Source organism: Nocardioides marinisabuli (genome assembly GCF_013466785.1).
GTDB classification, from domain to species: domain Bacteria; phylum Actinomycetota; class Actinomycetes; order Propionibacteriales; family Nocardioidaceae; genus Nocardioides; species Nocardioides marinisabuli.
The window spans coordinates 4,007,319-4,031,702 of sequence record NZ_CP059163.1 but is presented as its reverse complement, the minus strand read 5'-3'; the positions used below and the strand labels follow the sequence as shown (position 1 = coordinate 4,031,702).

The following is a 24,384-nucleotide window of genomic DNA, read 5'->3' as shown; positions in this document are numbered from 1 at the left end:
AGGAGCGGGGACCGGTGGGGGGGATGGGGGTCGGACCCTGGTCGTCTGCGGCGTCCGGGGGCGCGCCGGGCGGTCTCGTGGAGGACCGGCGCGACCTCGTCGTGACCGGACCGTACCCAGGGGTACCGTCGGTATGCAGACGACTCCTTAGTGGTCTGGACCAGTGGGGTCGCGTCCTGGTTGGACGCTCGGACGACGCGCGGCGTAGTCTGTTACAGCGCCTGGAGTCTGCCTGTGTCCCATACGGAGCGGACCGGGCTCACCGCTGTCCGGCGGTGGACGAGGACTCCTGGCGCACGTCCGCACGATTCCTGACCACGTGAAGGTTCCACTTCCCTTATGACGAGCACCATCTCCACTCTTCCTGACTACGACGCGCCGCAGATCGCGATCAACGACATCGGGTCGGAAGAGGACTTCCTCGCGGCTATCGACGCGACCATCAAGTACTTCAACGACGGCGACATCGTCGACGGCACCATCGTCAAGGTGGACCGCGACGAGGTCCTGCTCGACATCGGCTACAAGACCGAGGGCGTCATCCCCTCGCGCGAGCTGTCGATCAAGCACGACGTCGACCCCAACGAGGTCGTCGCCGTCGGCGACAAGGTCGAGGCCCTCGTCCTCCAGAAGGAGGACAAGGAAGGCCGGCTGATCCTGTCCAAGAAGCGCGCCCAGTACGAGCGCGCCTGGGGCACCATCGAGCAGGTCAAGGAGGAGGACGGCGTCGTCGAGGGCACCGTCATCGAGGTCGTCAAGGGCGGCCTCATCCTCGACATCGGCCTGCGCGGCTTCCTGCCCGCCTCGCTGGTGGAGATGCGTCGCGTCCGCGACCTGCAGCCCTACGTCGGTCAGACCCTCGAGGCCAAGATCATCGAGCTCGACAAGAACCGCAACAACGTGGTCCTGTCGCGCCGTGCCTGGCTCGAGCAGACCCAGTCCGAGGTCCGCCACGGCTTCCTCACCCAGCTGCAGAAGGGCCAGATCCGCAAGGGTGTCGTGTCCTCGATCGTCAACTTCGGTGCCTTCGTGGACCTCGGTGGCGTCGACGGCCTCGTGCACGTCTCGGAGCTGTCCTGGAAGCACATCGACCACCCCTCCGAGGTCGTGGCCGTGGGCGACGAGGTCACCGTCGAGGTCCTCGACGTCGACATGGACCGCGAGCGGGTCTCGCTGTCGCTCAAGGCGACGCAGGAGGACCCCTGGCAGCACTTCGCCCGCACCCACCAGATCGGTCAGATCGTGCCCGGCAAGGTCACCAAGCTGGTGCCCTTCGGCTCGTTCGTCCGCGTCGAGGAGGGCATCGAGGGCCTGGTGCACATCTCCGAGCTGGCCGAGCGCCACGTGGAGATCCCCGAGCAGGTCGTCCAGGTCAACGACGACGTCATGGTCAAGATCATCGACATCGACCTCGAGCGTCGCCGCATCTCGCTGTCGCTGAAGCAGGCCAACGAGACCGCTGCCGCCTCGGACGTCGAGGAGTTCGACCCGACGCTCTACGGCATGACCGCCACGTACGACGAGCAGGGCAACTACGTCTACCCCGAGGGCTTCGACCCCGAGACCGGCGAGTGGCTCGAGGGCTTCGACGAGCAGCGTGGTGTCTGGGAGGAGCAGTACGCCAAGGCGCACGCTCGCTGGGAGGCCCACGTCAAGCAGCAGGCCGAGGCCAAGGTGGCCGAGGTCGAGGCCGGCGAGGCCACCTCGTACTCCAGCGGTGGCCACGACGAGGTCGAGGGCGACGAGTCCGCCGACACCGGCTCCGGCTCGCTGGCTTCCGACGAGGCGCTGCAGGCGCTGCGCGAGAAGCTCACCGGCGGCGGCAACTGATCTGCTGATCCCCAGCAGGTCGGCGTCACGCTGACATGACGAGGGCCCGGTCACCGAGAGGTGACCGGGCCCTCGTTGCGTCCGCGCCCGCGCCGGGGCTCAGTGGTACCAGGAGCCCGAGTGGGAGAAGGGGTCGTCCGGGTGGCTGCGCGGTGGCCGGTAGTCGGTGTGGAAGAAGGGGTCGTCGGCGTCGATGACCTCGAGGAGCGCCAGAGCGACGCCCGTGACCAGCAGGACCAGGGTGATGAAGAGGATCAGCTCGCTCATGGCAGCAATCGTGCGCCGGGGCTGATCCTGCCACCAGTGGCAGTCATGACACCCCTCGACGATTTCCTGCCAAGCGTGGCATGCTGGAGGCATGCTCCGTGACGTCGCCGTCCTCGTCTACGACGGGGTCGCGCCCTTCGAGCTCGGTGTCGTCTGCGAGTCGTTCGGCATCGACCGGCGCGACGACGGCGTCCCGCTGGTCGACTTCGCCGTGTGCGGCCCCCAGCCTGGGACGGTGGCGACCTCGGGAGGGTTCTCGATGCTGGTCGAGCACGGCCTGGAGCGGCTGGAGCAGGCCGACCTGGTCTGCGTGCCGGCGATGCCCCGCACGCCCGGGCTCCCCGACGGCGTGGCCGAGGCGCTGCAGCGGGTGGTGGCCCGCGGCGCGAGGGTGCTGTCGGTCTGCTCGGGTGCCTTCACGCTCGGCGAGGCCGGGCTGCTGGACGGTCGCGAGTGCACCACGCACTGGCGCCACACCGCCGAGCTGGAGCAGCGCTTCCCGCTGGCCCGGGTGGTCCCCGAGGTCCTGTACGTCGACACGGGCCAGGTGGTGACCAGTGCGGGCACCGCGGCCGGAATCGACGCCTGCCTGCACCTGTGGCGCCAGGAGCACGGCGCCCGGGTGGCCGGGGCGGTGGCCCGGCGGATGGTGGTGCCCCCGCAGCGCGACGGCGGTCAGGCGCAGTTCATCGCGCGCGCGGTGCCCGACTGCGACGCCGAGACCCTGGGTCCGCTGCTGACCTGGATCGTCGAGCACCTGGAGGAGGACCTGGGTGTCGAGGCGCTGGCCCGCCGGGCGCTGATGTCGCCGCGCACGTTCGCGCGCCGCTTCCGCGAGGAGACCGGCACGACCCCGCACAGCTGGGTGACCCACCAGCGGGTCGCGGCGGCCGAGGAGCTGCTCGAGCGCAGCGACCTGGCCGTCGAGCAGATCGCCACGCGGGTGGGCTTCGGCAACGCCGCGACCCTGCGCCAGCAGTTCGGGCGGGTCCGGGGGATCAGCCCGCAGCAGTACCGGCGCCAGTTCGCCTGCTGAGCCGGCGGGTCACAGCACCAGGTCCAGGGCGAACGGGCCGATCAGCACGGTGAAGAGCGTGATCAGCACGACGCCGAGCACGTTGAGCACCGCGCCACCGCGGGCCATGTCGGCGATCCGCACCGCGCCGGTGCCGAAGACGATGGCGTTGGGCGGCGTGCCGACCGGCAGCATGAAGGCGCAGGTGGCGGCGAGCGCGGCGGGGATCAGCAGGGTCACGGGGTCGACGCCCAGGCCGGCGGCGACGCCGCCGAGCACCGGGATGAAGGTCGCGGCGGTGGCGGTGTTGCTGGTGACCTCGGTCAGCAGCAGCACCAGGGTCACGACCGCCGCCAGCAGCAGCACGATCGGAAGCGCGCCCAGGGCACCGACCTGCTCGCCGAACCAGGCGTCCAGGCCGGTCGCGGCCACGGCACCGGCCAGGCTCAGGCCGCCGCCGAAGAGCAGCAGCACGCCCCAGGGCAGGCCCTTCTCGGCGTCGTGCCACTCCAGGGTCATCCGGCCCCGGTCGTCGCCGGGGATGAGGAACATGACCAGGCCGGCGGTGATCGCGATGGCGGTGTCGTCGAAGCCGTCGAGCCAGGGCGCTCGTTCGCCTAGGTCGCCGATGCTGGCCAGCACGCCCGGCACCACCCAGAAGAAGGCGGCGGTCGCGAAGACGGCCAGCACCACCTTCTCGCCCCGGCTGGCCGGGCCGAGGTCGGCGATCTGGGAGTCGATGAGCTCGCGACCGCCGGGGATGGAGTCGAGGCGGAAGCGGAAGATGACCCGGGTGACGAGCAGCCAGGCGATGGCCAGGAACACCACCACCAACGGCAGCCCGAGCATCATCCACTCGGCGAAGCCGATGTCGCGGCCGAGCTCGCTGGAGAGGTAGCCGGCCACGATCGCGTTGGGCGGGGAACCGAGCAGAGTGCCGAGCCCGCCGATGGAGGCGGCCCACGCCACCGAGAGCAGCAGGGCCACACCGAAGAGCCGCACGTCGGGGTCGTCGATGACCTCGCGCATGGTCTCGCGCCCGCCGAGGCGTTCGGTCAGCTCGGCCTCGTCGGTGCGCTGGTCGCTGCCGGAGCTGTTCTCGACGACCAGGGCGAGCACCGAGAGCGCGATCGGCAGCATCATCAGCGTGGTCGCGGTGTTGGAGACCCACATCGAGAGGAACGCGGTGGCGATCATCATCCCGAGGATGATCCGGCGGGGATGGGTGCCGACCCGGCGCAGCGTGAGCAGCGCGATGCGCCGGTGCAGGTCCCACTTCTGCATGGCGATGGCGATGAGGAAGCCGCCGAGGAAGAGGAAGACGATGGGGTCGGCGTACGGCGCCGTCGCGTCGGGCACGGCCAGGTCGTCGGTGAGCGCCGGCAGCAGCGCGATCGGCAGCAGCGCCGTGGCCGCCAGCGGGATGGCCTCGGTCATCCACCAGGTCGCCATCAGCGCGCCCACGGCGGCGACCACGCGCCCGTCCTGCGAGAGGTCGGCGCCGCCGAGGGCGAGGTAGACCGCGGCGGCGATCAACACCCCCAACCCCCGCACACCCCAGGTGTGCTGAGCCGAACGGGTCGGCGTGTCGGTGGTGTCCTGGACGGTGCTGGTCATCTGTCCTCCCGAGAGTGCTCCGCCCACCTCACACCCGGGTAAAGGGACGCAGGCTCACCCCTGGTGGTGAGGCGCCAGCTCGTCGCGCCGGACCTTGCCGGTGGCGGTGCGCGGCAGGTCGGTCACGCTGGTCCAGGTCTTGGGCCGCTTGGGCGGCGCCAACCGTTCGCGCGCCCAGGTGTCGAGCTCGTCGGGGGTGGCGGTGCCGACGACGGCGGCGCAGACGCGATGCCCCCAGTCGGCGTCGGGGACGCCGTACACCGCGACGTCCTCGACGGCGGGGTGCTCGCGCAGGGCGTGCTCGACCTCGAGGGGGTAGACGTTGACCCCGCCGGTGATGATCAGGTCGGTGCGCCGCCCGTCGAGGTAGAGGTAGCCGTCGGCGTCCATCCGCCCGACGTCACCGACGCTGAACGCGGGGCCGTCGGCTCCCTCGCGCCAGGCGGCGGCGGTCTTGTCGGGCGCACCCAGGTACTCGAACCGGGCATGGGGCGGCACGGTGCACCAGATGGTCCCGTCGTCGTCGAGGTGCAGGGTGCGGCCGGGCCGGGCCCGTCCTACGGTGCCGGGGCGCTCCAGCCACTCCTCGCTGCGACAGGCGGTGAACTGGCCCTCGGTGGAGCCGTAGAACTCCCAGGTGCTGCCGGGTGGGAAGGTCTCGAGCAGGCGCTGCTTGGTCGCGACGGGGCAGGGGGCGCCGGCGTGGGCGAGGACCCGGAAGCTGCTCAGGTCGGGGGTGCCGACCTCGTCCCAGTGCGCGAAGAGGCGCTGGAGGTGGGTGGGCACGCAGAAGGTCGTGGTCGGCCGTTCGGTGCGGATCGTGTCGGTGACCGTCGCCGGGTCGAAGGGGCCGGGCAGCACCACGCGGCCGCCGGCGAGCACCGTCCCCATCGCGAAGCGCAGGGGCGCGGAGTGGTACAGCGGGCTGAGGACCAGGTGCACGTCGTCGGGGCGGAAGCCCCACAGGTCGCGCTCCTCCTCGACCAGCGCTGCGGCGTCGGCGGGGGTGAGCAGCCCGCTGCTGACGCCCTTGGGCGTGCCGGTGGTGCCACTGGTCACGTGCACCGGCCGCGCCCGGGGCCGCCAGCCGCTCATCGGTCCCTCGGGGCGCACCTGGTCGAGCAGCGCGACCAGGTCGTCCTCCTCGTCCACGACCAGCGTGGGTTCCAGCCCGGCCAGGATCCGCCCTCGCTCGTACGCCGTCAGCCGCGGGTCGAGGGGCACCGGCAGCACCCCGCGGGCCAGCAGCGCCATCACCGACTCGAGCAGCAGCATCGAGCCGGGCACCAGCAGGGCGACGCGGGAGCCCTCGGGCAGGGAGGTGGGCATGCGCCGATCGTAGGCGGGCGCGCCGGGGTCGGCTCAGTGCCGGTTGGTCCGGCGTGCCTTCAGCTCCCAGCCTCGGAGTGGGTGCTGGGTGAGGTGCCACCGGGGGTCGTGGGCTCGGTGGTGGTGCCAGGAGCAGAGGGGGAGTGCGTCGTCGAGGTCGGTGTCGCCGTGGTGGGCCCAGGGGGTGAGGTGGTGGGTCTCGGTCCAGGCGAAGGGTCTCTCGCAGGTCCCGATCGCGCAGGTGTCGTAGAGCAGGAACAACGCTTTGCGTTGATGATGGGTGTGGAGCCGTCGGGTGCGGCCAAGGTCGAGCGGGACTGACTGGGCGTTGAGGACGGCGGGGACGAGTCCTGCTTCGCAGGCCAGGCGGCGCAGGTCGCCGGCGGCGGTGCGGGTGCCGGTGTCGAGGCGGGCGGTGCCGGTCTCGTGGGGGCCGTGCCAGTCGGGCCAGGTGGCGGGGTCGAGGTCGCCGGTGGCGGCGAGGTCGCGGGTGAGGTCTTCGGCGGTCATGGTGACCAGCAGGGTGAGGGCGTTGGCGCCGTTCCAGCCGTCGGTGGGCAGGTGCTCGATGAGCTCGCACAGGGCGTTGCCGTGGATCTCCCAGCCGGACAGGCCGTGGTCGGGGCCGGTGGGAGCGGACTCGTCGTAGCCGGAAATGTTCTCACCCTCCGGGCTGGTGCGCGCCTTGTTGAGGCGGCGGGGTGCCGACAGGGTCTCGATGGCGGTGCGGAGCAGGGAGCCGTGGAGCTCGGGGATGGTGAACTTGCCGGAGTAGGTGCCGTCGCCGTTGTCGTGCAGGGCGAGGTAGGTCTCGTGCTTCGCGCGCCTGGATTCGCGCCCGAGCATGATCGCTTCGTGCTTGTCGGCGAGGTCGCGGTCGACGACATCGAGCATCCGCCGGGCGGCTTGGCGGAGGCGTTTGGGGTTCATCGGGCGCCCGGTGCGGGTGCCGATGCCGGTGGCTTTGTTGACCAGGATCTCCTCGGCGGCGGCGAGCTGCTCGGGGGTGGTTTCGAGGGGTGCTTGTTCGGCGGCGGCGACGATGATGCGGACCTGGCGGGTGGTGATCGCGCCGGTCGCGTACGCCGCACGGGCGTGGTGGTACTTGCTGCGGAGCAGCTCCGCGACCCGGGCGCCACCGGCGAGGACCTCGCGGGACTGGCCGGTCAGGGCGGCGGCCCAGGCATCGGTGCCGGTGGCGGCCTCGGCGTCGGCGACCTGGCGTCGTTCGGCCTCCCCGAGCACCTCACCCAGCAGCGCGGACGCCTCCGCCTCCAGGCCCGAGAGGGCTTGGACCAGCACGGCGAGGTCATCGACCGGCTGCCGACGCAGATCCCCGTCGCGTGCCGCCGCCATCGCCGCACGAGCGGCGTGCACGGCCTGCGCCACCGGGCCCAGCTCAGGGGCTGAGGAGAGGTCGGCGGGCACCCCGACACCCGGGCTGGGGGCCCGGTCGCTGGTGGGGTGCTGGAGCGGCCTCATGGCCACCATTCTCCCACGCGGAGGCCGAATTGTCGAACACTTGTTCGACCCTGTGGATCAGGTGTTGGACCGCTCGCGGGGCGGGGGGAGTCGGACTCGGGGACAAGCGCCCGCCTCTGGAAGGCTTCCGCTCATGCCGGTGATGGTGCGCGGCTCAACCGATGAGCGTGCGGGACCTCAGAGACGCAGGTGGTCGGGGAACCCGGTCCACTGGAGGTCAGCAGGGAGGTGCGCCATGTCGTTAGCGAAAACGACGGACGGCGGGGAACCGACCTCGTACCTGATCACCGTTAGTCCGGCATGACACTGCATCGGAGGGAACCAGCGCCAGGTCGGGGCGGCCAAGGCGTGTGCCACGAGCCACCCGATCGTGAACGCGTGCGTGATGACGACGTCCACAGGTGCTCGACCATCGACAGCGGGACCAGCCCAGAGGTCAATCGCGTCTGCTCCTAGAGCCGCGCCACGGGATGCCTCATCTTCGGACACCTCCCCCAAGAACGACATGACGGTGTCAGCCCACGCGTCCGGAATCTCTTCACGTCGGGGCAGGTGGGGGAAGTAGTCGCCCACGCAATCATCGTCCACGAGTGCGGGACTCTGCTCGAACTGTTCCGCCACGATCCGCGCCGTCTCGGCCGCGCGCGGGAGCGGTCCGTGGGTGATGCGGCCCACCGACAGCGGTGCGAGCCGCTGGCCCAGGTGCTGTGCCTGTACCGAACCGATCGAGGTCAGTCCGGCATCGTGCGCATCGGGCTCCGCATGGCGGGCGAGGTACAGCAACCGAGTGCTTTCCCGAGACATGGTGCTCATGAAACACCATCCGGCGAGCGACCGCTTCCGCCGCTGACAGAGCACCGTCCCGCCGAAGAGCGGATGCGGCCCGTCCGTGCGTCGTGACATGGTTCAGCGTGATCACCACTCTGTCGACCGACGCGCTTGGCGCTTGTGTCGCCCTCTACGTCGACATCTTCAATGCCCCGCCCTGGAACGAGTCGTGGAAAGCGGAGGATGCCGCTCAACGGCTCGGCGACTTCCTCGCTACTCCCCGCGCCCACGGGGTCTTTTCGCGAGACTCCGACGGGGAACTGCTCGGCTTCGCGGTCGGTCACCTGGAACGTTCGGGAGTCGACGACCACTTCCTGCTCAAGGAGATGTGCGTTCGCCCGAGCAGGCAACGCGAAGGCCACGGCACCCGGCTGCTGGGTGCTCTCGCCAAGCACCTTGAAGGCGTTCGGCACTGGTACCTCCTAACCGCCCGTGACAGCGACGCGTCAGCCTTCTACGAAAGGAACGGCTTCCGCCCCGCCGGACGCATGGGCGTCTTCGTCCGACCGTGACCGCGCGAAACGCACTATCGGACTGACGCGCGAGCATCCGTCCGCTCTTGCCGCCTAGCGCGCGGTCCTGCCGAGCTCAGGTCGCCTGGCGGTGATCCGTCCGGACTGGGCGCTACGTATGCGCGGTGTCGATCTCGGAGCGGGTACTCGTCAGCCATCAGGGGGCTGCATGGCTACCGGTTCAGGGTCGAGCGGACGTCGTTCTGGCCGGAGTGCCCGCCGTCCCTCCTTCGCCCATCTGTCTGGTTCGCCTACTGGTGACATGTGGGACGAGCATCCTCGTGGAGCCGCGCCCCGACGGCAGAGGGCTTGACATCCCAACGCGTGCAGTCGGCGATGGGGCGTGGAAGGAACAGATCGACGACCTGCTGCGCCAGACACTGGCCAGCGCTGGCCACCCCGCGCGGTTGCTGGGGTACGTGCGCAACGACGTGGCTGGAGCGCCAGAGGGCTATCCGTGGCCTGCGCCGCACGCCTACTTCGTGGTCTGGCACTACCCTGCGCCCACCCGTCGAGACGCACGGGGAAGGTGGCTCGACGCGGCTGAAGCTGAAGCGGAGTTGCGTGACCGCCATTGGTGGCCGCTGGCCGCACATGCATTACGCGCGGAGCCGTAGAGCGGGGACACCACGAGCAGGGCACGGGACTGCTGCACGAGCAGGTGACAGGTCTGCCGTGGTTAAGCCCCGCGCGTGGAGTGGCAACTCCGTGCTGGCGACTGATGAACCGTCCTCATTCGACCACTGACAGGTGAGACGCCCCCGCAGGTAGTCAGCAGAAGCGGACACGCTTGCCTGGGACTGGTCCGTCGCACCCGGGGGTCGGCCTGGGGTAACGCTGCGTCATGTCCCCGCTGAGGTAGAAGTCCGCGCTGGCAGCTGGACCGAGGCAGCCGGCCAGCACCAGGACGGACCGCGAGCGCCCGACGACCGTCCGCACCTGCCGCTTAGCGACGACATGACCGACCCATGGGATCGTCGGCGACATGTCAGTCGAGGAAGAGGACCGGCGCGTCGATGCGCGGCCCTGCGAAGCCTGCGGCAGCCAGGTCGTCTCCGGACTCGAACCCGCGGCCCCTGAGCGGTACGACTCCGACGGCCTCCCCACCGACGAGGGGGGTTGCTTCGATCGAGTCGAGTGGTGCAGCAACCTGGACTGCCCGTCCAACCGTTGCCTCGAAGGTCTCCACCGGGTCGGGGTCAACGACTACGTCTGCCTGGAGTGCGGCGAGACGCTTCGCACTCCCACTGCCGGGGTGTTCGCGCATCGTAGGAGGCACGGCGGTCGACCTGAGGAGCCGGGCACGTACACCTACGTCTGAATCCCGCTCTCCTCCTGGGGTCATCAGCGCCTCCCGCTGCCGACCAGACGTCGGTGCCGCCGAGCGAGCGGTGGCCCAACAACCAACCGTCGCCCGTGCCTGGTTGCCGAGGCACCGCTGGCCCGAGCGTGCGGGGCCGGGCGGTGCGAGACTGCGACGGTGAGCGAGTACGACGACGTCGAGGTCGCGGGCCGCACCATCCGCTTCATGTGGGACTACTGGGTGGGCGTCCCGCTCTGGGACGAGGAGGGACTGCTCCCCGAGGACGAGTCGTGGTTGCGGAGGGCCTTGGGCCTGAGCAGCACGCTGGTCGCCGACCTGGCGGCCTGGGGGCAGGCGATGGGCCGCGTCGTCGACCACCGCACGACCGTGCGCGGGGAGGACGAGGCCCTGGCCGAGCTCGACGCGAGAGCCCGGGGGCTGGTCGCATGGCTCGAGCGCGAGGTCGGCGACACCTACGAGGTCGTCTACCGCCCCTGGCGCTGACCGAGCGGGGTCACGCCTCGCTGTCGGCCTTCAGCGCAGCGGCGAACTGGTCGAAGGACCCCTGGAAGTCGGGCAGCGCCCGGACGATGAGCGGCGACAGCGGGCCGGTGAAGTCCTCGGCCATGCTGAAGGTGCATCCCGCGTTGGTGGCCTCGAGCCTGAAGGAGCGGCGGCCGGTGCACAGCCCCAGCGGCATCCCGCCCGTCCACACCATGTGGTGGGGCTCGTCCATCTCGGCGACCTGGAGCTTGAAGCCCCGCTTCGGGTCGAGCTCGGAGACCAGCTTGATCTTCTGCCCCTGCGCGATGGCGCCGGCGACGTCGACCACCCCGTTGTCGGCGCGGTTCCACCAGTCGGTGTCGGTCAGCAGCCGCCACACACGCTCCGGCGGTGCGGCGATGGCGGTGCTGGTGCTCGTGGTGGTGGTCATGGCGCCCCCCTGGCTGGTGGTGGTCCGACCTCGATCCTCCCAACGGCACGGTGGGGCAGGAAGGTCCCGCACCCGCGGGCTCGGCAAATTGTGGGCCCCTGCCAGATGCGGCGCTCGAGGCGTCCCCGGCTACCGTGGCGCCCATGCGCGTTGGTCTCACGGGGGGAGTCGCGTCGGGCAAGAGCACCGTCGCGAACATGCTGGCAGAGCTGGGAGCCGTCGTGATCGATGCCGACGCGCTCGCCCGCGAGGTCGTCGAGCGGGGCACGCCAGGCCTGGCCGCGGTCGTCGAGGAGTTCGGCGACGAGCTGCTGACCCCCGAGGGCGACCTCGACCGCCCGGCGATGGGGCGCCTCGTCTTCGGCGACGAGTCGGCCCGCAAGCGCCTCGAGGCGATCGTGCACCCGCTGGTCTTCGAGCGGTACGCCGAGCTGGAGGCGACCGCACCCGAGGGGGCCCTGGTGGTCCACGACATCCCGCTGCTCGCCGAGTCGGGACGCGCCGACGGCTTCGACGCCGTCATCGTGGTCGACGCCCCCACCGAGACGCAGGTGGAGCGGATGCTCGAGCAGCGCGGCTGGACCCTCGAGGACGCCGAGTCGCGCATCGCCGCGCAGGCGACCCGCGAGCAGCGCCTCGCCGTGGCGACCCACGTCATCGAGAACACCGGCACCCTCGACGAGCTGCGCGCCCGGGTGCGCGCCGTCCACGACGAGCTGGCGGTGCGGGCGTGAGGCGCCCCGGAGCCCTCGCCGCGGCAGCGCTCAGCCTGGGGCTGCTGGTCACCGGCTGCTCGGGGGTCGACGACGAACCGACCACCGGGCTGACCACCGGGGCGGCCGCCGACGAGAACGCGCCCAGCGCCACCGACGAGACCGAGGCGACGCAGGACGCCGAGCCGGTCGACCCCGACACCCCCACCACCTGGGGTCCCACCGAGGGCGAGCTCGCCGAGGCGCGCGAGGTCGTCACCGCGATGAGCCCCGAGGAGCTCGCCGGCCAGGTGATCGTGGGCCGCTACGCCGGCACCGACCCGGCGATCCCGGCCGAGCTGGTCTCCGACCTGCACCTCTCCGGGGTGTGCGTCACCGGTGACAACGTCGTCGACGAGGCCCAGGTGCGCGCCACGACCGCGGCGGTCTCGCAGGCCGTCGCCGACAGCGGCCGCGACTTCCCGGCCGTCATCGGCGTCGACCAGGAGGGCGGCAGCGTCTCCCACCTGCGTGGGATCGCCACCGAGTTCCCGGCCTTCCGCGCTGCCGGCGAGGCCGTCGACGGCGGCGGGCGCAGCGGCAGGCTGGCGGTGCGCGACGCGGCGTACACGACCGGTCTCGAGCTGCGCGACCTCGGCTTCACCTGGGTCTACGCCCCGGTCGCGGACGTCACGATCGGCGCGGCGGACCCCACCATCGGCAGCCGCTCGCCCTCGAGCGACCCCCGCCTGGCCGCCAAGGCCACCGCGGCCGCGGTCGACGGGTTCGACCGCTCCGGCACGGTGTCGACGACCAAGCACTACCCCGGTCACGGCGGCGCCACGGCCGACAGCCACCTGACGCTCCCGGAGCTCGACACCCCGGCGGCCGAGCTCGAGAAGCGCGACCTGATGCCCTTCCGCGCCGCCACCAAGGCCGGGGCGCCGTCGGTGATGATGGGCCACCTCGACGTCGAGGCGCTCGCCCCGGGCACCCCCTCGAGCATCGCCCCCGAGGTCTACGAGCACCTGCGCGAGGAGGTCGGCTTCGAGGGCGTCGCGATCACGGACTCGCTGGGCATGGGCGCGGTCGTCGGCATCCCCGACCTGGCCGTCAAGGCGCTCGTCGCCGGCGCCGACCTGCTGCTGATGCCCGCCGACACGCGCCGTACGCACGCCCGGGTCACGAAGGCGATCAGGGACGGCGAGGTCGCACCCGAGCGCATCGAGGAGGCCGCCGCCCGCGTCGTGGCGCTGCAGATGTGGCAGGCGCGCACCGCCGAGGCCGAGCAGGTCCCCGACGACGTCAGCGCCCGGGCGGCTGAGGCCGCCCAGGCGCTGGAGGTCGCGGCGTACGCCGCCCCGTAGGCCGATCCTCCCGGCCGACGGGTCGTGCTGGTCCGTCCCGGCGGCTCAGGCCGCCAGGTCGGGGTCGGCGAAGCGGCGCAGCTTCTGCAGCGCCTCGCGCTCGAGCTGGCGCACCCGCTCGGCGGAGATGCCGTGCTTGGCGCCGATGTCGGCCAGCTTGTGCTGACGGCCGTCGCTGAGGCCGTAGCGCGAGCGGATGATGTCGGCCGCACGGTCGTCGAGGTGGCCCACCAGGGCGTTGAGACGGTCGCGGGACTCGACGTCGATGACGTTGAGGTCGGGGCCGGGGGAGGTCTCCTGGGCCATCAGGTCACCCAGCGAGGTGTCGCCGTCCTCGTCGACGGGGGTGTCGAGCGAGACGTGCTCGCGGCCCCACGACAGCAGGTCGAGCACCCGGTCGACGTCCATGCCGAGCTCGAGGGCGATCTCGGCCGGCTCGGGGTCGCGGCCCAGCTGGCGCTCCAGGGTGCGGCGGGCGCCGCCGACCTGGTTGAGCTCCTCGACCACGTGCACGGGCAGCCGCACCACGCGCGCCTGCTGGGCGATGCCGCGGGTGATGGCCTGGCGCACCCACCAGGTGGCGTAGGTGGAGAACTTGTAGCCCTTGGTGTAGTCGAACTTCTCGACCGCACGGATCAGGCCGGTGTTGCCCTCCTGGATCAGGTCCAGCATCGGCATCTGCGCCCGGCCGTACTTGCGCGCGATGGAGACGACGAGGCGCAGGTTGGCGGTGATGAACGTCTGCACCGCCTGCTGGCCCTGCTCGGCGAGCCACTCAAGCTCCTCCTGGGTGGCCCGGCCGGGGGCACCGCCCTTGCGGCGCCCGACCCGGCCCTCGTCGAGGAGGGCCTGGGCGTAGAGGCCCGCCTCGATGGTCTGCGAGAGCTCGACCTCGGCCGCCGCGTCGAGCAGCGGGTTGCGAGCGATCTCGTCGAGGTAGAGACCGACGCTGTCGCGTCCCTCGATCTCGCGTCCGGCGCTGGGTGCGGTACGGGTGGCGGTGCGGGTGGCCATGGAACCCCTCCTCAGTCACGTGGTCGCTCTCGCGCTCCCACGTCGTCTCAACGCTCCGGCGGCGGTGCGGATTCCCGCTCCGCCGTGGAGCCTTCACCATCAAGGACGTCCGGCCCGACCCCGGAGTTGCATGAATCATCAACTCTCAGGGACTTCTCAGGGCCTCGCTGCCTCGCTGGTTGTTCGGTGCCCACCCTGCGACGGATGGCTCTCACCCCGGAGGGGGAGCGAGGTCACACCGCACCGCACCTCAGGCGTCGGCCAGCCCCATCCGGTCGAGCATCCAGGCCAGCGCGAACGCCCGGTCGTGCCAGGACTTGTAGCGCCCCGAGACGCCGCCGTGGCCCGCCGACATCTCGGTGCGCAGCAGCACGTCGGGACGGTGGTCGGGCGCGGTGGCGCGCAGCCGGGCCACCCACTTGGCCGGCTCGACGTAGAGCACCCGGGTGTCGTTGAGCGAGGTCTCGGCGAGGATCGCGGGGTAGTCCTGCTCGGTCACGTTGTCGTACGGCGCGTAGGTGGCCATGTAGTCGTAGACCTCGGGGTCGGCCTCGGGGTTGCCCCACTCGTCGTACTCGGTGACCGTCAGCGGCAGGCTGGCGTCGAGCATCGTGGTGAGCGCGTCAACGAACGGCACCTGGGCCACGATGCCGGTGAACAGCTCGGGGGCCTGGTTGGCCACCGCGCCCATCAACATCCCGCCGGCGCTGCCGCCCTCGGCGACCAGCGTCTCGGGGCGCGACCAGCCGGTCGCGACGAGGTGGCGCGCGCAGGCGACGAAGTCGGAGAAGGTGTTCTGCTTCTTGGCCATCTTCCCGTCGTCGTACCAGCGCCGGCCCATCTCGCCGCCGCCGCGCACGTGCGCGATCGCGAAGGCCGCGCCCCGGTCGAGCAGCGAGAGCCGGGCGATAGAGAAGTAGGGGTCGATCGAGGCCTCGTAGGAGCCGTAGCCGTAGAGCAGCGTCGGGACCGGTCGGGTGCCGCCGCCGTCGTCCTCCCGCGAGCCGCGCCGCGCCACGATCGAGATCGGCACCTGCTCGCCGTCCTCGGCGGTGGCCCACAGCCGGTGCTCCTCGTAGTCGGCCGGGTCGTAGCCGCCCAGCACGGGCGTGCGGCGCAGCAGCGTCAGCTCACGGCTGCGCACGTCGTAGTCGTAGACCGACGAGGGCACCGCCATCGAGGTGAAGCCCAGGCGCACGGTCGGCTGGTCGAAGGTCAGGTTGCCGCCCGCGCCGACGGTGTAGACGGGCGCGTCGAAGGGCACGAGGTAGTCGTCGCCGACGCCCTCGGGGCCGAGCTCGATGATGCGCAGCTGGGTGAGGCCCTGGCTGCGCTGGTGGACCACCAGGTGACCGGCGAACGCGTCGACCTCCTCGAGGCGCACGCTCGGGGCGTGCGCCACCAGGGGCGTCCAGCCGGAGGCCGGGGTGGGGGCGACGGGCGCGCTGGCGATCTCGAAGTCCGGGCCGGTGGCGTTGTGCAGCACCAGGAACCGGTCCTCGCCGGCGATGACGGCGTGCTCGAGCGAGTACTCGACGTCCTCGACCCGCTCGGCGAAGACCTGCCAGCCGGCCTCGGGGGCGTCGGCGTCGAGGAAGCGGTACTCCGAGGTGGTCTTGCTGCCGGAGGCCACGACCAGGAACCGGTCGGAGCGGGTGCGGCCCACCCCGACGAAGAAGCGGCCGTCCTGCTCGTGGTGCACCAGCTCGTCCTCGGACTGCCCGGTGCCGAGCCGGTGGCGCCAGATCTTGTCGGCGCGCCACGACTCGTCGACGGTGGCGTAGTACAGGTTCTCGCCGGCGCGGTCCCAGGTGGTGCCGTGGATGACGCCCTCGATCACGTCGGGCAGCAGCTCGCCGCTGGCGAGGTCCTTGATGCGCGCGGTGTAGCGCTCGTCGCCGACCACGTCGACGCTGTAGGCCAGCAGCGTGGCGTCGGGGCTGATGCTGGCCCCGCCCAGGGAGAAGAACTCGTGGCCCTCGGCCAGGGCGTCGAGGTCGAGCAGCACCTCCTCGCCGGGCAGCGCCGGCTGGTCGGGGGCGCAGTCCTCGGCGGGGGTGGGCGGGGTCCAGTCGTCGGGCCCGGAGACCGGCACCCGGCAGGTCGCGCCGTACTCGCGGCCCTCGAAGGAGCGCCCGTAGTACCAGTGGTCGCGGTTGCGGGTGGGCACCGACAGGTCGGTCTCGCGGGTGCGGGCCCGGATCTCCTCGAAGATCCGGGTGCGCAGGTCGGCGAGGTGGGCGGTGCGCGCCTCGGTCCAGGCGTTCTCGGCCTCGAGGTGGGCGCGGACCTCGGGGGAGTCCTTCTCGCGCAGCCACTCGTAGTCGTCGTGACGGGTGCGGCCGTGGATCTCGCGCTGCGTCGGGCGGCGCTCGGCGACGGGCGGGGCGACCGGCGGGTGCTCAGGAGTGGAGGAGGACATGGCTGCCAACCTAGAGGCGGGGCGATAGCGTCCGCACATGCGGTACGTCGACCTGAACGCCGACCTGGGCGAGGAGGTCACCGACGACGTCGTGCTGTTGGGCGTGGTGACCTCGGCGAACCTGGCCTGCGGCTACCACGCGGGCTCGCCGGCGATCATGCGCGCGGTCTGCGAGGAGGCCGCCCGGCGCGGGGTCTCGGTCGGTGCGCAGGTCTCGTACGCCGACCGCGAGCACTTCGGTCGTCGTCCCCTCGACGTCGCGGCCGACCTGCTGCGCGAGCAGGTCGCCGACCAGGTCGGCACCCTGGCCGAGATCGCGTCGGCCGCGGGGACGACGGTGCGCTACCTCAAGCCGCACGGCGCGCTCTACCACCGCACCATGGACGACCCCGAGCAGGCGCAGGCGGTGCTCGAGGGCTCCGGCGACCTCCCGGTGCTCGGCATGCCCGGGGTCCTGCTCGACCTCGCCGCCGGCCGGGGCCGCACGGTGCGCCACGAGGGCTTCCCCGACCGCGGGTACGCCGCCGACGGGCGGCTGGTCGACCGCAGCGAGCCGGGGGCGCTGCTGGAGGGCCCCGAGGAGGTGGCCGCGCAGGCGCTGCGGCTGCTGCGCGAGCCCCCCGGCGGGGTGGTCGAGCTGGCCTCGCTGTGCGTGCACGGCGACAGCCCCGGGGCCGTCGAGCACGCCCGGGCGGTGCGGGCCGCGCTCGAGGACGCCGGCTGGACGCTGCGCGGGTTGTGAGCGGGCTGTGAGCGGGTGGTGAGCGGGCTGGGCGGGGCACGGGTGCGACCCTTCGGGCCCACGGCGCTGCTGGCCGAGGTCGCCGACGCCCCGACCGCCCTCGCCCTGGCGACCTGGGTGCGGGGGAGCGGCGTACGGGCTGTCGAGGTGGTGCCCGCGGCGCGCACGGTGCTGCTCGACGGGCTCGACCCCGCCGACGTCGCCGCCACAGCGGCGCTGCTCGAGGCGTGGCGCCCCGACCCCGAGGATCCGGCGTCGAGCCCGGCGGACGGCCCGACCATCGAGGTCCCGGTCGTCTACGACGGCCTCGACCTCGACGACGTCGCCGCCCGGTGGGGGCTCTCGCGCGACGAGGCGGTGGCCCGACACACCGGTCTGGAGCTGGTCAGCGTCTTCTGCGGCTTCGCCCCCGGCTTCGCCTACCTCTCGGGCCTGCCCGAGGAGTGGGCGGTGCCGCGCCTGGACTCGGCGCGACCGCGGGTCCCGGCCGGCTCGGTCGCCGTGGCCGACTCCTGGTGCGGGGTCTACCCCAGTGCCTCCCCGGGCGGGTGGCGGCTGCTGGGCCGCACCGAGGCCCGCCTGTGGGACGTCGAGCGCGACCCGCCCGCGCTGCTCGCCCCCGGCACCCGGGTCCGGTTCGTCGTGGCGGAGCCGTCGTGAGCGCCCGGTCGGTCGAGGTGCTGGCCACCGGGCCGCTGTGCACGGTGCAGGACCAGGGGCGCGCGGGGTCGGAGCACCTGGGGGTGCCACGCGCCGGGCCGCTCGACCGGCCCGCCGCCGCGCTGGCGAACCGGCTGGTCGGCAACCCGCCCGGCCACGCCCTGCTCGAGGTGACCCTGGGTGGGCTGGCGCTGCGTCCGACCGCCGCCACCTGGGTGGCGGTGACGGGGGCGGCGGCCCCGGTGGGCGTCGACGGCCGGGCGGTCGGGCTGGGCCGCGCCGAGCTCGTGCCCGCGGGAGCGGTGCTGCGGCTGGGCGCCCCGGGCGCCGGGGTGCGCAGCTACGTCGCGCTCGCCGGCGGCCTCGACGTCACGCCGGTGCTGGGCTCGCGCGCCACCGACACCCTGGCCGGGGTCGGGCCGCCGGTGCTGGCCGAGGGCCAGGTGCTCGCGCTGGGGACGCCCACGGCCCCGCCCGCCCCCCTCGAGGCGCCCGCCGCGTCCCCGACCGGGCGGCCCACCGGCCTGCTGCGGGTGCACCCCGGCCCACGCCCCGAGCGCCTCGGCCCGCGCGGGCTCGCCGGGCTGTGCGCGACGTCGTACGTCGTCGGCGCGGAGTCGAACCGGGTGGGGCTGCGGCTCGAGGGGCCCCCGCTCGGGCTGGCCGGTGCGGGCGAGCTGCCCAGCGAGGGGATGGTGCTGGGGGCGGTGCAGGTGCCGCCGAGCGGGCTGCCGGTGGTCTTCCTGGCCGACCACCCGCCGACGGGTGGCTACCCGGTGGTGGCGGTCGTCGAGGCGGCCGACCTGTGGCAGTGCGCCCAGCTGCGACCGGGGGAGCCGGTGCGGTTCACGCGGGCCCGCTGAGCGGGTCCTGCGCCGGCTCCTCGGGCACGGGTGGTGTCCAGGCCCTCAGCGCCGGGTCGTCGTCGGGGAAGGAGCGCACGGGGCCGGCGGGTGTCTCGCGGGTCTCGAAGCGCACGGTCACCACGCCCCGTCCCGCGCCCCACACCCAGCCTCGGCCCAGCTCGGCGTGCACGACGTCCATGCCGGGCGCCCAGGCGCCGAGGTGGCGCGCGCGCGGCGGCTCGGGCAGCTCCTCGTCCTCCTCCTCGGCGCCGTCGTCCTCGGCGTCGGCGAAGAGGTCCTCCTGCACCCAGTCGGCCAGGCCCGAGACGCCCACGCCCAGCAGCCGCACGCCGGCGCGCACCTGCGGCCCGGTGTCGGGCCCGGCGACCAGCTCGGCCAGCAGCGCCCGGGCGCTGCGCGCCACCGTCGGGCCGTGGTCGGTGGGGGAGGCGAGGGTCGTGGAGCGGCTCAGGGTGGTGAAGTCGTGGAAGCGGACCTTGATGGTCACCGTGCGCCCCGAGAGCCCGGCGGCCCGCAGCCGGGTGGCCACCTCGCCGGCTTGGCGCGCCAGCAGCCCCTCGATGAGGCGCAGGTCGGACAGGTCGGTGTCGTAGGTGCCCTCGACGCTGACCGACTTGGCCTCGCGCTCGGCGACCACCGGGCGGTCGTCGCGGGCGCGGGAGAGCAGGTGCAGCCCGCCGCCGTGGGCCCGGCCCAGCAGGCGCACCAGCTCGTCGAGACCGGCCTCCTCGAGGTCGGCGACCGTGGTGATGCCCGCGCGCCGCAGCCGCTCGGCGGTCGCGGGGCCGACGCCGGGGATGATCGTGGCCCGCATCGGGCGCAGCAGCTCCTGCTCGGTGCCCGGGGCGACCACGACCAGCCCGTCGGGCTTGTCGAGGTCGCTGGCGATCTTGGCGAGCAGCTTGCTGGTGGCCACCCCCACCGAGGCGGTCAGCCCGTCGGTGGCCTCGTGCACGCGACGGCGCAGGTCCTGGGCGAAGTCGGTGACGGTGGCGACCTCCAGGTCGGGCAGCCCGGCCTGCTCGAGGTCGACGAACGCCTCGTCGAGCGAGAGCGGCTCGACCAGCGGGGAGACCTCGCGCAGCAGGCCCATCACCACGCCGCTGGCCTCGCGGTAGGCGTGGAAGCGACCCGAGAGGAACGCCGCGTGGGGGCAGCGCGAGCGGGCCTCGCGCGTCGACATGGCCGAGCGCACCCCGTGCACCCGCGCCTCGTACGACGCGGTGGCGACCACGCCGCGCCCGCCGACGCCGCCGACGACGACGGGCTTGCCGCGCAGCGAGGGCTTGTCGCGCTGCTCGACGGCGGCGAAGAAGGCGTCGAGGTCCAGGTGGAGGACCGAGGCCTGGGAACGCACTCCGGCACGCTACCTGCGCCGGGCCGCCGGTCGTGCACAGGCGGTGGCTGCGGGCGGACCGTCCCCAGCCGGACCGCGGGCCCGTGCGGAGGCGCGGCTCCGCGGACAGCCTCGTGGCATGACGACTCCAGAGATGCCCACCCGGACCTTCGTGGCCCGCGCCCCCGTCGACGTCCTGGCCCTGGTGCCGGTCGTGCTCGGCTTCGAGCCCGAGGACTGCGTGGTGATGCTGACCTTCGGCTCCGAGCACCAGTTCCAGGCCCGGCTGGACCTGCCGCCGCCGGGCGCCACCGACGCCGAGGTGGCGGCGATCAGCAGGCTGCTGGTCGAGCCCGCCGTGCACCACCGGGTGTCGCGGGTGCTGCTGGTCCTCTACTCCCACGACGCCCATGCCGCGCGGCGCAGCGCGCGCAGCCTCGTCGACGCGTTCGGTGCCGCGGGCATCGAGGTGCTCGAGACCATCCGCGCCGACGGCAGCCGGCACTGGCCGGCCATCGGCCCCGGCACCGGCACGCCGTACGACGTCAGCGCCCACCCGCTGCGCGCGCAGGCGGTGCTCGACGGCCGGGTGACCCACCGCTCGCGCGACGAGCTCGCCGCGAGCCTCGACCCCGACCCGGGGCGGCGCGCAGAGGTGGCGCGGGTCCTGGCACGCACGCCCGCCCTGGGCGCCGACGAGGTCTCCGCGTTGCTGGCCGACTGCCTGGCGACCGGGCGCGAGCCCGGGCCCGTCGAGCTGGCCGGCCTGCTGCAGGCGCTGGTCGACCCGCGGGTGCGCGACGTGGCGTGGCTCTCGATGACGCGTGCCGACGCGGTGCTGCACGTCGACCTGTGGTCGCAGGTGGTGCGCCGCACCCCCGACGAGCGGCTCCCCGGCGCGGCGGCGGTGCTGGGCTTCGCGGCCTGGCTCTCGGGCAGCGGCGCGCTGGCCTGGTGCGCCGTCGACCGGTGCCTGGCCGTCGACCCCGACCACGTGCTCGGCGGCTACGTGGCCCAGCTGCTGGAGCGGGCGGTGCCGCCGGGGGCGTGGGCGCCGGCCGGGCGCCCCGCCTGAGGGCCCGCCTGAGGGAGGGTGCCCCGGGGCCGCGGGTGGGCCTAGGGTCGAGGCATGGGTGAAGAGGTCGAGGCTCAGGAGTTCAGCCGCGCGGACCGCACGCGGCACCGGGCGAAGGTGCGGCGCTGCCTCGACGTGTTCGCCAGGATGCTGCGCGAGGCGGCGTTCGACACCGACGACCCGATGACCGGGCTCGAGGTCGAGCTCAACCTCATCGACGAGCGCGGCGACCCGGCGCTCAAGAACGCCGACGTGCTCGAGCGCATCGCCGACCCCGACTTCCAGACCGAGCTGGGCCAGTACAACATCGAGATCAACGTGCCCCCGGCCCGGCTGCGCGAGGGCGGGCTGACGCAGTTCGAGGACGAGCTGCGCCGCGACCTCGACGACGCGGAGGCCAAGGCCTCGGAGGTCGGCGCGCACCTGTTGATGATCGGCATCCTGCCGACCCTGGCCGACGGCCACATGACCCGCCAGACCCTCAGCGCCAACCCGCGCTACGCGCTGCTCAGCGACCAGATCCTCGACGCCCGCGGGGAGGACATCTCCATCTCGATCTCGGGGGAGGAGTCGCTGGAGACCACCGCCGACTCGATCGTGCCCGAGGCGGCGTGCACCAGCACCCAGTTCCACGTGCAGACCTCGCCCGACCAGTTCGCGGCGTACTGGAACGCCTCGCAGGCGATCGCGGCGCCGCAGCTGGCGCTGGCGGCCAACTCGCCGTACCTGCTGGGCCGCGAGCTGTGGCGCGAGACCCGCATCCCGCTCTTCGAGCAGGCCACCGAGACCCGCAGCGAGGAGCTCAAGGCCCAGGGCGTGCGTCCGCGGGTGTGGTTCGGGGAGCGGTGGATCACCTCGGTCTTCGACCTCTTCGAGGAGAACGTGCGCTACTTCCCGGCGCTGCTGCCGGTCACCGACGACGAGGACCCGCTGGAGGTGCTGGAGGCCGGTGGCACCCCGGCGCTGTCCGAGCTGCGGCTGCACAACGGCACGGTCTACCGCTGGAACCGGCCGGTCTACGACGTGGTCGACGACGTGCCCCACCTGCGGGTCGAGAACCGGCTCCTGGCCGCCGGCCCGACCGTGGTCGACACGGTGGCCAACGCCGCCTTCTACTACGGCCTGGTGCGCGCCCTGGTCGACTCGCCGCGCCCGCTGTGGTCGCAGATGTCCTTCAGCGCCGCCGAGGAGAACCTCCACGTCGCCGCGCAGCAGGGCATCGACGCCCAGGTCTACTGGCCCGGGGTGGGCCAGGTCCCGGCTACCGAGCTGGTGCTGCGCCGGCTGCTGCCGATGGCCCACGAGGGGCTGGAGTCGTGGGGCGTCGAGGCCGACGTGCGCGACCGGCTGCTCGGCATCATCGAGCAGCGCTGCCTGACCGGTGTCAACGGCGCCGAGTGGTTCGTGCAGCGGATGCGCCGCCGGGGCGACCAGGACCGCTACGACGCCCTGCGCGCGACGGTGCTGGAGTACCGCGAGCGGATGCACACCAACGAGCCCGTGCACACCTGGGACTAGCGCGGCCGCAGCCGCTTCCAGGTGCGCGAGAGGCCGGAGCGGGGGTCGCGCCAGCCGTGCCGGCCGACCAGCACCAGCTCGACGCGGCGGCCCAGCTCGCCGGCGGCCGCCCGGGTCGCCGCCACCCAGCACGCGTCGTCGTCCTGGGTCACGAGCTCGCCGGGGCGGGTGATCCACACCAGCGGGCGGTCCTGGGGCGCGCGGGCCAGGAGGGCCAGCAGCACGTCGGTGCGGACCCCCAGGTCGGCGGGGTCGCCCGGGGCGCAGGCGAAGACGTTCTCGTGGTCGTCGGGGAGCCCGACGTGCACCACCGTCGGGTGGCGGCGCCGGGGCTCGGACTCCACGTGGCGCAGCACCGCCAGCCGCAGCGTGCGCTCCAGCTCGCGCGGCAGCGGCTCGTGCAGGCCCTCGCCGTCGGCGGGCGACGGCGGCGGGGTGGGAGGCACGTCGACCAGCCTGCCGCCTCGCAGGCTTGTCCGACGCGGCTCCTCCACAGGCGCCGGGGGTGAGCCGCGATCGGCTAGCGTGCCAGGAGCGCGGTCGGACCGGCCGTGCGCACCGAGCTGGTCGAGGAGGACCGATGGGCACCGTCGTGGTCGGTTACGTGAACAAGCCCGAGGGGCGCGCCGCGCTGGCGCGGGGGATCGAGGAGGCCAAGCTGCGCAGCCTGCGGCTCGTGGTCGTCTCCTCCCACCGCGGCGGCCAGGAGTACGACTCCGAGGCGGCCAGCAGGACGCAGACCGAGCTGGACGAGGTGCGCGCCGAGCTCGAGGGCGCCGGCGTCGACTTCGAGCTGCGCCAGCTGGTGCGCGGCTTCGAGCCCTCCGAGGACCTGATCGGGCTGGCCTCCGACAACGACGCCGAGCTGCTCGTGATCGGGCTGCGTCGTCGTTCGCCGGTCGGCAAGCTGATCCTGGGCTCCAACGCCCAGCGCATCCTGCTCGACGCGTCCTGCCCCGTGCTGGCCGTCAAGGCCTGACCTCTCGGCGGACACCTGGGCGCGCGCGTGGAGCGCGGTGGTAGAAACCACCCATGACCACCACCGCACTCGGAGGCACCCCCGTCACGCTCGTGGGTGACCTCCCCGCCATCGGCAGCACCGCTCCCGACTTCCACCTGATCGGCACCGACCTCACCACCGAGGTCACCCGCCCCACCGACAAGCGCACCGTGCTGAACATCTTCCCCAGCGTCGACACCGGCGTCTGCGCGGCCAGCGTGCGCGAGTTCAACGAGATGGCGGCCGGCCTGGCCGACACGCAGGTCATCTGCGTCTCGCAGGACCTGCCCTTCGCCCAGGCCCGCTTCTGCGGTGCCGAGGGCATCGAGAACGTCGTGGCCGCCTCGACGTTCCGCTCCTCGTTCGGCCACGACTACGGAGTGGCGCTGACCGACGGCAAGTTCGAGGGCCTGCTGGCCCGCGCCGTGGTGGTCATCGACACCGACGGCACCGTGCTGCACAGCCAGCTCGTGCCCGAGATCGCCCAGGAGCCCGACTACGCCGCGGTGGCCGCCGCGCTCGCCTGAGCCGCCACCCCACGACGTACGACGCCCGCCCCGCGCAGCAGCGGGGCG

General features: G+C 73.0%; 23 protein-coding genes. 13 read left to right on the top strand and 10 right to left on the bottom strand.

The features are described from left to right. Nucleotides 1–339: 339 nt before the first annotated feature. Nucleotides 340–1,830, top strand: coding sequence for a 30S ribosomal protein S1 (gene rpsA, locus H0S66_RS19380; RefSeq protein ID WP_179616817.1), 1,491 nt, complete (start codon nucleotides 340–342; stop codon nucleotides 1,828–1,830). Between the two features lie 99 nt (nucleotides 1,831–1,929). Here rpsA and H0S66_RS19375 read toward each other — a convergent pair whose 3' ends face one another. Next, nucleotides 1,930–2,097, bottom strand: a complete 168-nt coding sequence (locus H0S66_RS19375; protein WP_179616816.1) for a hypothetical protein — start codon at nucleotides 2,095–2,097, stop codon at nucleotides 1,930–1,932. 91 nt (nucleotides 2,098–2,188) lie between these two features. Here H0S66_RS19375 and H0S66_RS19370 point away from each other — a divergent pair, with 91 nt between their 5' ends. After that, nucleotides 2,189–3,133 carry a GlxA family transcriptional regulator gene (locus H0S66_RS19370; RefSeq protein WP_179616815.1) on the top strand — a complete coding sequence of 315 codons (945 nt, stop codon included), beginning with the start codon at nucleotides 2,189–2,191 and terminating at the stop codon, nucleotides 3,131–3,133. A gap of 9 nt (nucleotides 3,134–3,142) precedes the next feature. On the opposite strand, the gene H0S66_RS19365 is transcribed toward H0S66_RS19370, so the two are convergent. The 4 genes from H0S66_RS19365 to H0S66_RS19350 all read right to left on the bottom strand — a co-directional run bounded on the left by H0S66_RS19365 (nucleotide 3,143) and on the right by H0S66_RS19350 (nucleotide 8,353). Continuing rightward, nucleotides 3,143–4,729, bottom strand: coding sequence for an SLC13 family permease (locus H0S66_RS19365; RefSeq protein ID WP_179616814.1), 1,587 nt, complete (start codon nucleotides 4,727–4,729; stop codon nucleotides 3,143–3,145). Between the two features lie 54 nt (nucleotides 4,730–4,783). Then, nucleotides 4,784–6,058, bottom strand: a complete 1,275-nt coding sequence (locus tag H0S66_RS19360) for a class I adenylate-forming enzyme family protein (protein WP_179616813.1) — start codon at nucleotides 6,056–6,058, stop codon at nucleotides 4,784–4,786. 33 nt (nucleotides 6,059–6,091) lie between these two features. Next, nucleotides 6,092–7,540 (bottom strand): HNH endonuclease signature motif containing protein, encoded by a 1,449-nt coding sequence (locus H0S66_RS19355; RefSeq protein ID WP_179616812.1) that lies wholly within the window; start codon nucleotides 7,538–7,540, stop codon nucleotides 6,092–6,094. 177 nt (nucleotides 7,541–7,717) lie between these two features. Next, a complete protein-coding gene (locus H0S66_RS19350) occupies nucleotides 7,718–8,353 on the bottom strand; it encodes a histidine phosphatase family protein (protein WP_218876380.1) in 636 nt (211 codons plus the stop codon). A 98-nt stretch (nucleotides 8,354–8,451) separates the two neighbouring features. Here H0S66_RS19350 and H0S66_RS19345 point away from each other — a divergent pair, with 98 nt between their 5' ends. After that, nucleotides 8,452–8,880, top strand: a complete 429-nt coding sequence (locus tag H0S66_RS19345) for a GNAT family N-acetyltransferase (protein ID WP_179616811.1) — start codon at nucleotides 8,452–8,454, stop codon at nucleotides 8,878–8,880. Between the two features lie 1,480 nt (nucleotides 8,881–10,360). Further along, complete coding sequence (locus tag H0S66_RS19340) at nucleotides 10,361–10,687, top strand: hypothetical protein (RefSeq protein WP_179616810.1); 327 nt, start codon at nucleotides 10,361–10,363, stop codon at nucleotides 10,685–10,687. 10 nt (nucleotides 10,688–10,697) lie between these two features. Here H0S66_RS19340 and H0S66_RS19335 read toward each other — a convergent pair whose 3' ends face one another. Next, nucleotides 10,698–11,117, bottom strand: coding sequence for an SRPBCC domain-containing protein (locus H0S66_RS19335; RefSeq protein WP_179616809.1), 420 nt, complete (start codon nucleotides 11,115–11,117; stop codon nucleotides 10,698–10,700). Nucleotides 11,118–11,260: 143 nt separating this feature from the next. Between H0S66_RS19335 and coaE the strand changes: the two genes are divergently transcribed. Next, complete coding sequence (gene coaE / locus H0S66_RS19330; RefSeq protein ID WP_179616808.1) at nucleotides 11,261–11,851, top strand: dephospho-CoA kinase; 591 nt, start codon at nucleotides 11,261–11,263, stop codon at nucleotides 11,849–11,851. Next, nucleotides 11,848–13,176 (top strand): glycoside hydrolase family 3 N-terminal domain-containing protein, encoded by a 1,329-nt coding sequence (locus tag H0S66_RS19325; protein WP_179616807.1) that lies wholly within the window; start codon nucleotides 11,848–11,850, stop codon nucleotides 13,174–13,176. The genes coaE and H0S66_RS19325 overlap by 4 nt, the downstream gene beginning before the upstream one ends. Nucleotides 13,177–13,221: 45 nt before the next feature. Here H0S66_RS19325 and H0S66_RS19320 read toward each other — a convergent pair whose 3' ends face one another. Beyond that, entirely contained in the window at nucleotides 13,222–14,190 is a 969-nt protein-coding gene (locus tag H0S66_RS19320; protein ID WP_179616806.1) for a sigma-70 family RNA polymerase sigma factor, read from the bottom strand. A gap of 250 nt (nucleotides 14,191–14,440) precedes the next feature. Then, nucleotides 14,441–16,612 (bottom strand): S9 family peptidase, encoded by a 2,172-nt coding sequence (locus H0S66_RS19315; protein ID WP_179616805.1) that lies wholly within the window; start codon nucleotides 16,610–16,612, stop codon nucleotides 14,441–14,443. 37 nt (nucleotides 16,613–16,649) lie between these two features. On the opposite strand from H0S66_RS19315, the gene H0S66_RS19310 reads away from it, so the two are divergent. Genes H0S66_RS19310 through H0S66_RS19300 form a run of 3 tightly spaced genes read left to right on the top strand, consistent with a single transcriptional unit; the run spans nucleotide 16,650 to nucleotide 18,877 of the window. Further along, nucleotides 16,650–17,354, top strand: a complete 705-nt coding sequence (locus H0S66_RS19310) for a LamB/YcsF family protein (RefSeq protein ID WP_179616804.1) — start codon at nucleotides 16,650–16,652, stop codon at nucleotides 17,352–17,354. Between the two features lie 18 nt (nucleotides 17,355–17,372). Further along, on the top strand, nucleotides 17,373–18,014 hold the full coding sequence (locus tag H0S66_RS19305) for a 5-oxoprolinase subunit B family protein (RefSeq protein ID WP_219633594.1): 642 nt from the start codon (nucleotides 17,373–17,375) through the stop codon (nucleotides 18,012–18,014). Further along, a complete protein-coding gene (locus tag H0S66_RS19300) occupies nucleotides 18,011–18,877 on the top strand; it encodes a 5-oxoprolinase subunit C family protein (RefSeq protein ID WP_179616803.1) in 867 nt (288 codons plus the stop codon). Before H0S66_RS19305 ends, H0S66_RS19300 begins: the two co-directional genes overlap by 4 nt. Here the strand turns inward: H0S66_RS19300 and H0S66_RS19295 are convergent. Continuing rightward, complete coding sequence (locus H0S66_RS19295) at nucleotides 18,861–20,237, bottom strand: DNA polymerase IV (RefSeq protein ID WP_179616802.1); 1,377 nt, start codon at nucleotides 20,235–20,237, stop codon at nucleotides 18,861–18,863. The genes H0S66_RS19300 and H0S66_RS19295 overlap by 17 nt on opposite strands. 118 nt (nucleotides 20,238–20,355) lie before the next feature. On the opposite strand from H0S66_RS19295, the gene H0S66_RS19290 reads away from it, so the two are divergent. After that, nucleotides 20,356–21,291 (top strand): DUF4192 domain-containing protein, encoded by a 936-nt coding sequence (locus H0S66_RS19290; protein WP_179616801.1) that lies wholly within the window; start codon nucleotides 20,356–20,358, stop codon nucleotides 21,289–21,291. A 54-nt stretch (nucleotides 21,292–21,345) separates the two neighbouring features. Then, entirely contained in the window at nucleotides 21,346–22,809 is a 1,464-nt protein-coding gene (locus H0S66_RS19285; RefSeq protein WP_179616800.1) for a glutamate-cysteine ligase family protein, read from the top strand. Here H0S66_RS19285 and H0S66_RS19280 read toward each other — a convergent pair. Further along, complete coding sequence (locus H0S66_RS19280; protein WP_258017004.1) at nucleotides 22,806–23,255, bottom strand: hypothetical protein; 450 nt, start codon at nucleotides 23,253–23,255, stop codon at nucleotides 22,806–22,808. The genes H0S66_RS19285 and H0S66_RS19280 overlap by 4 nt on opposite strands. 134 nt (nucleotides 23,256–23,389) lie before the next feature. On the opposite strand from H0S66_RS19280, the gene H0S66_RS19275 reads away from it, so the two are divergent. Continuing rightward, on the top strand, nucleotides 23,390–23,788 hold the full coding sequence (locus H0S66_RS19275) for a universal stress protein (protein ID WP_179616799.1): 399 nt from the start codon (nucleotides 23,390–23,392) through the stop codon (nucleotides 23,786–23,788). Between the two features lie 53 nt (nucleotides 23,789–23,841). Further along, nucleotides 23,842–24,336 (top strand): thiol peroxidase, encoded by a 495-nt coding sequence (tpx, locus tag H0S66_RS19270; protein WP_179616798.1) that lies wholly within the window; start codon nucleotides 23,842–23,844, stop codon nucleotides 24,334–24,336. Nucleotides 24,337–24,384: the final 48 nt, after the last annotated feature.

Coding starts and splice junctions, on each gene's coding strand:
- rpsA (WP_179616817.1), top strand. CDS start 340: ATGACGAGCACCATCTCCACTCTTCCTGACTACGACGCGCCGCAGATC.
- H0S66_RS19375 (WP_179616816.1), bottom strand. CDS start 2,097: ATGAGCGAGCTGATCCTCTTCATCACCCTGGTCCTGCTGGTCACGGGC.
- H0S66_RS19370 (WP_179616815.1), top strand. CDS start 2,189: ATGCTCCGTGACGTCGCCGTCCTCGTCTACGACGGGGTCGCGCCCTTC.
- H0S66_RS19365 (WP_179616814.1), bottom strand. CDS start 4,729: ATGACCAGCACCGTCCAGGACACCACCGACACGCCGACCCGTTCGGCT.
- H0S66_RS19360 (WP_179616813.1), bottom strand. CDS start 6,058: ATGCCCACCTCCCTGCCCGAGGGCTCCCGCGTCGCCCTGCTGGTGCCC.
- H0S66_RS19355 (WP_179616812.1), bottom strand. CDS start 7,540: ATGAGGCCGCTCCAGCACCCCACCAGCGACCGGGCCCCCAGCCCGGGT.
- H0S66_RS19350 (WP_218876380.1), bottom strand. CDS start 8,353: ATGAGCACCATGTCTCGGGAAAGCACTCGGTTGCTGTACCTCGCCCGC.
- H0S66_RS19335 (WP_179616809.1), bottom strand. CDS start 11,117: ATGACCACCACCACGAGCACCAGCACCGCCATCGCCGCACCGCCGGAG.
- coaE (WP_179616808.1), top strand. CDS start 11,261: ATGCGCGTTGGTCTCACGGGGGGAGTCGCGTCGGGCAAGAGCACCGTC.
- H0S66_RS19320 (WP_179616806.1), bottom strand. CDS start 14,190: ATGGCCACCCGCACCGCCACCCGTACCGCACCCAGCGCCGGACGCGAG.
- H0S66_RS19315 (WP_179616805.1), bottom strand. CDS start 16,612: ATGTCCTCCTCCACTCCTGAGCACCCGCCGGTCGCCCCGCCCGTCGCC.
- H0S66_RS19310 (WP_179616804.1), top strand. CDS start 16,650: ATGCGGTACGTCGACCTGAACGCCGACCTGGGCGAGGAGGTCACCGAC.
- H0S66_RS19290 (WP_179616801.1), top strand. CDS start 20,356: ATGACGACTCCAGAGATGCCCACCCGGACCTTCGTGGCCCGCGCCCCC.
- H0S66_RS19285 (WP_179616800.1), top strand. CDS start 21,346: ATGGGTGAAGAGGTCGAGGCTCAGGAGTTCAGCCGCGCGGACCGCACG.
- H0S66_RS19275 (WP_179616799.1), top strand. CDS start 23,390: ATGGGCACCGTCGTGGTCGGTTACGTGAACAAGCCCGAGGGGCGCGCC.
- tpx (WP_179616798.1), top strand. CDS start 23,842: ATGACCACCACCGCACTCGGAGGCACCCCCGTCACGCTCGTGGGTGAC.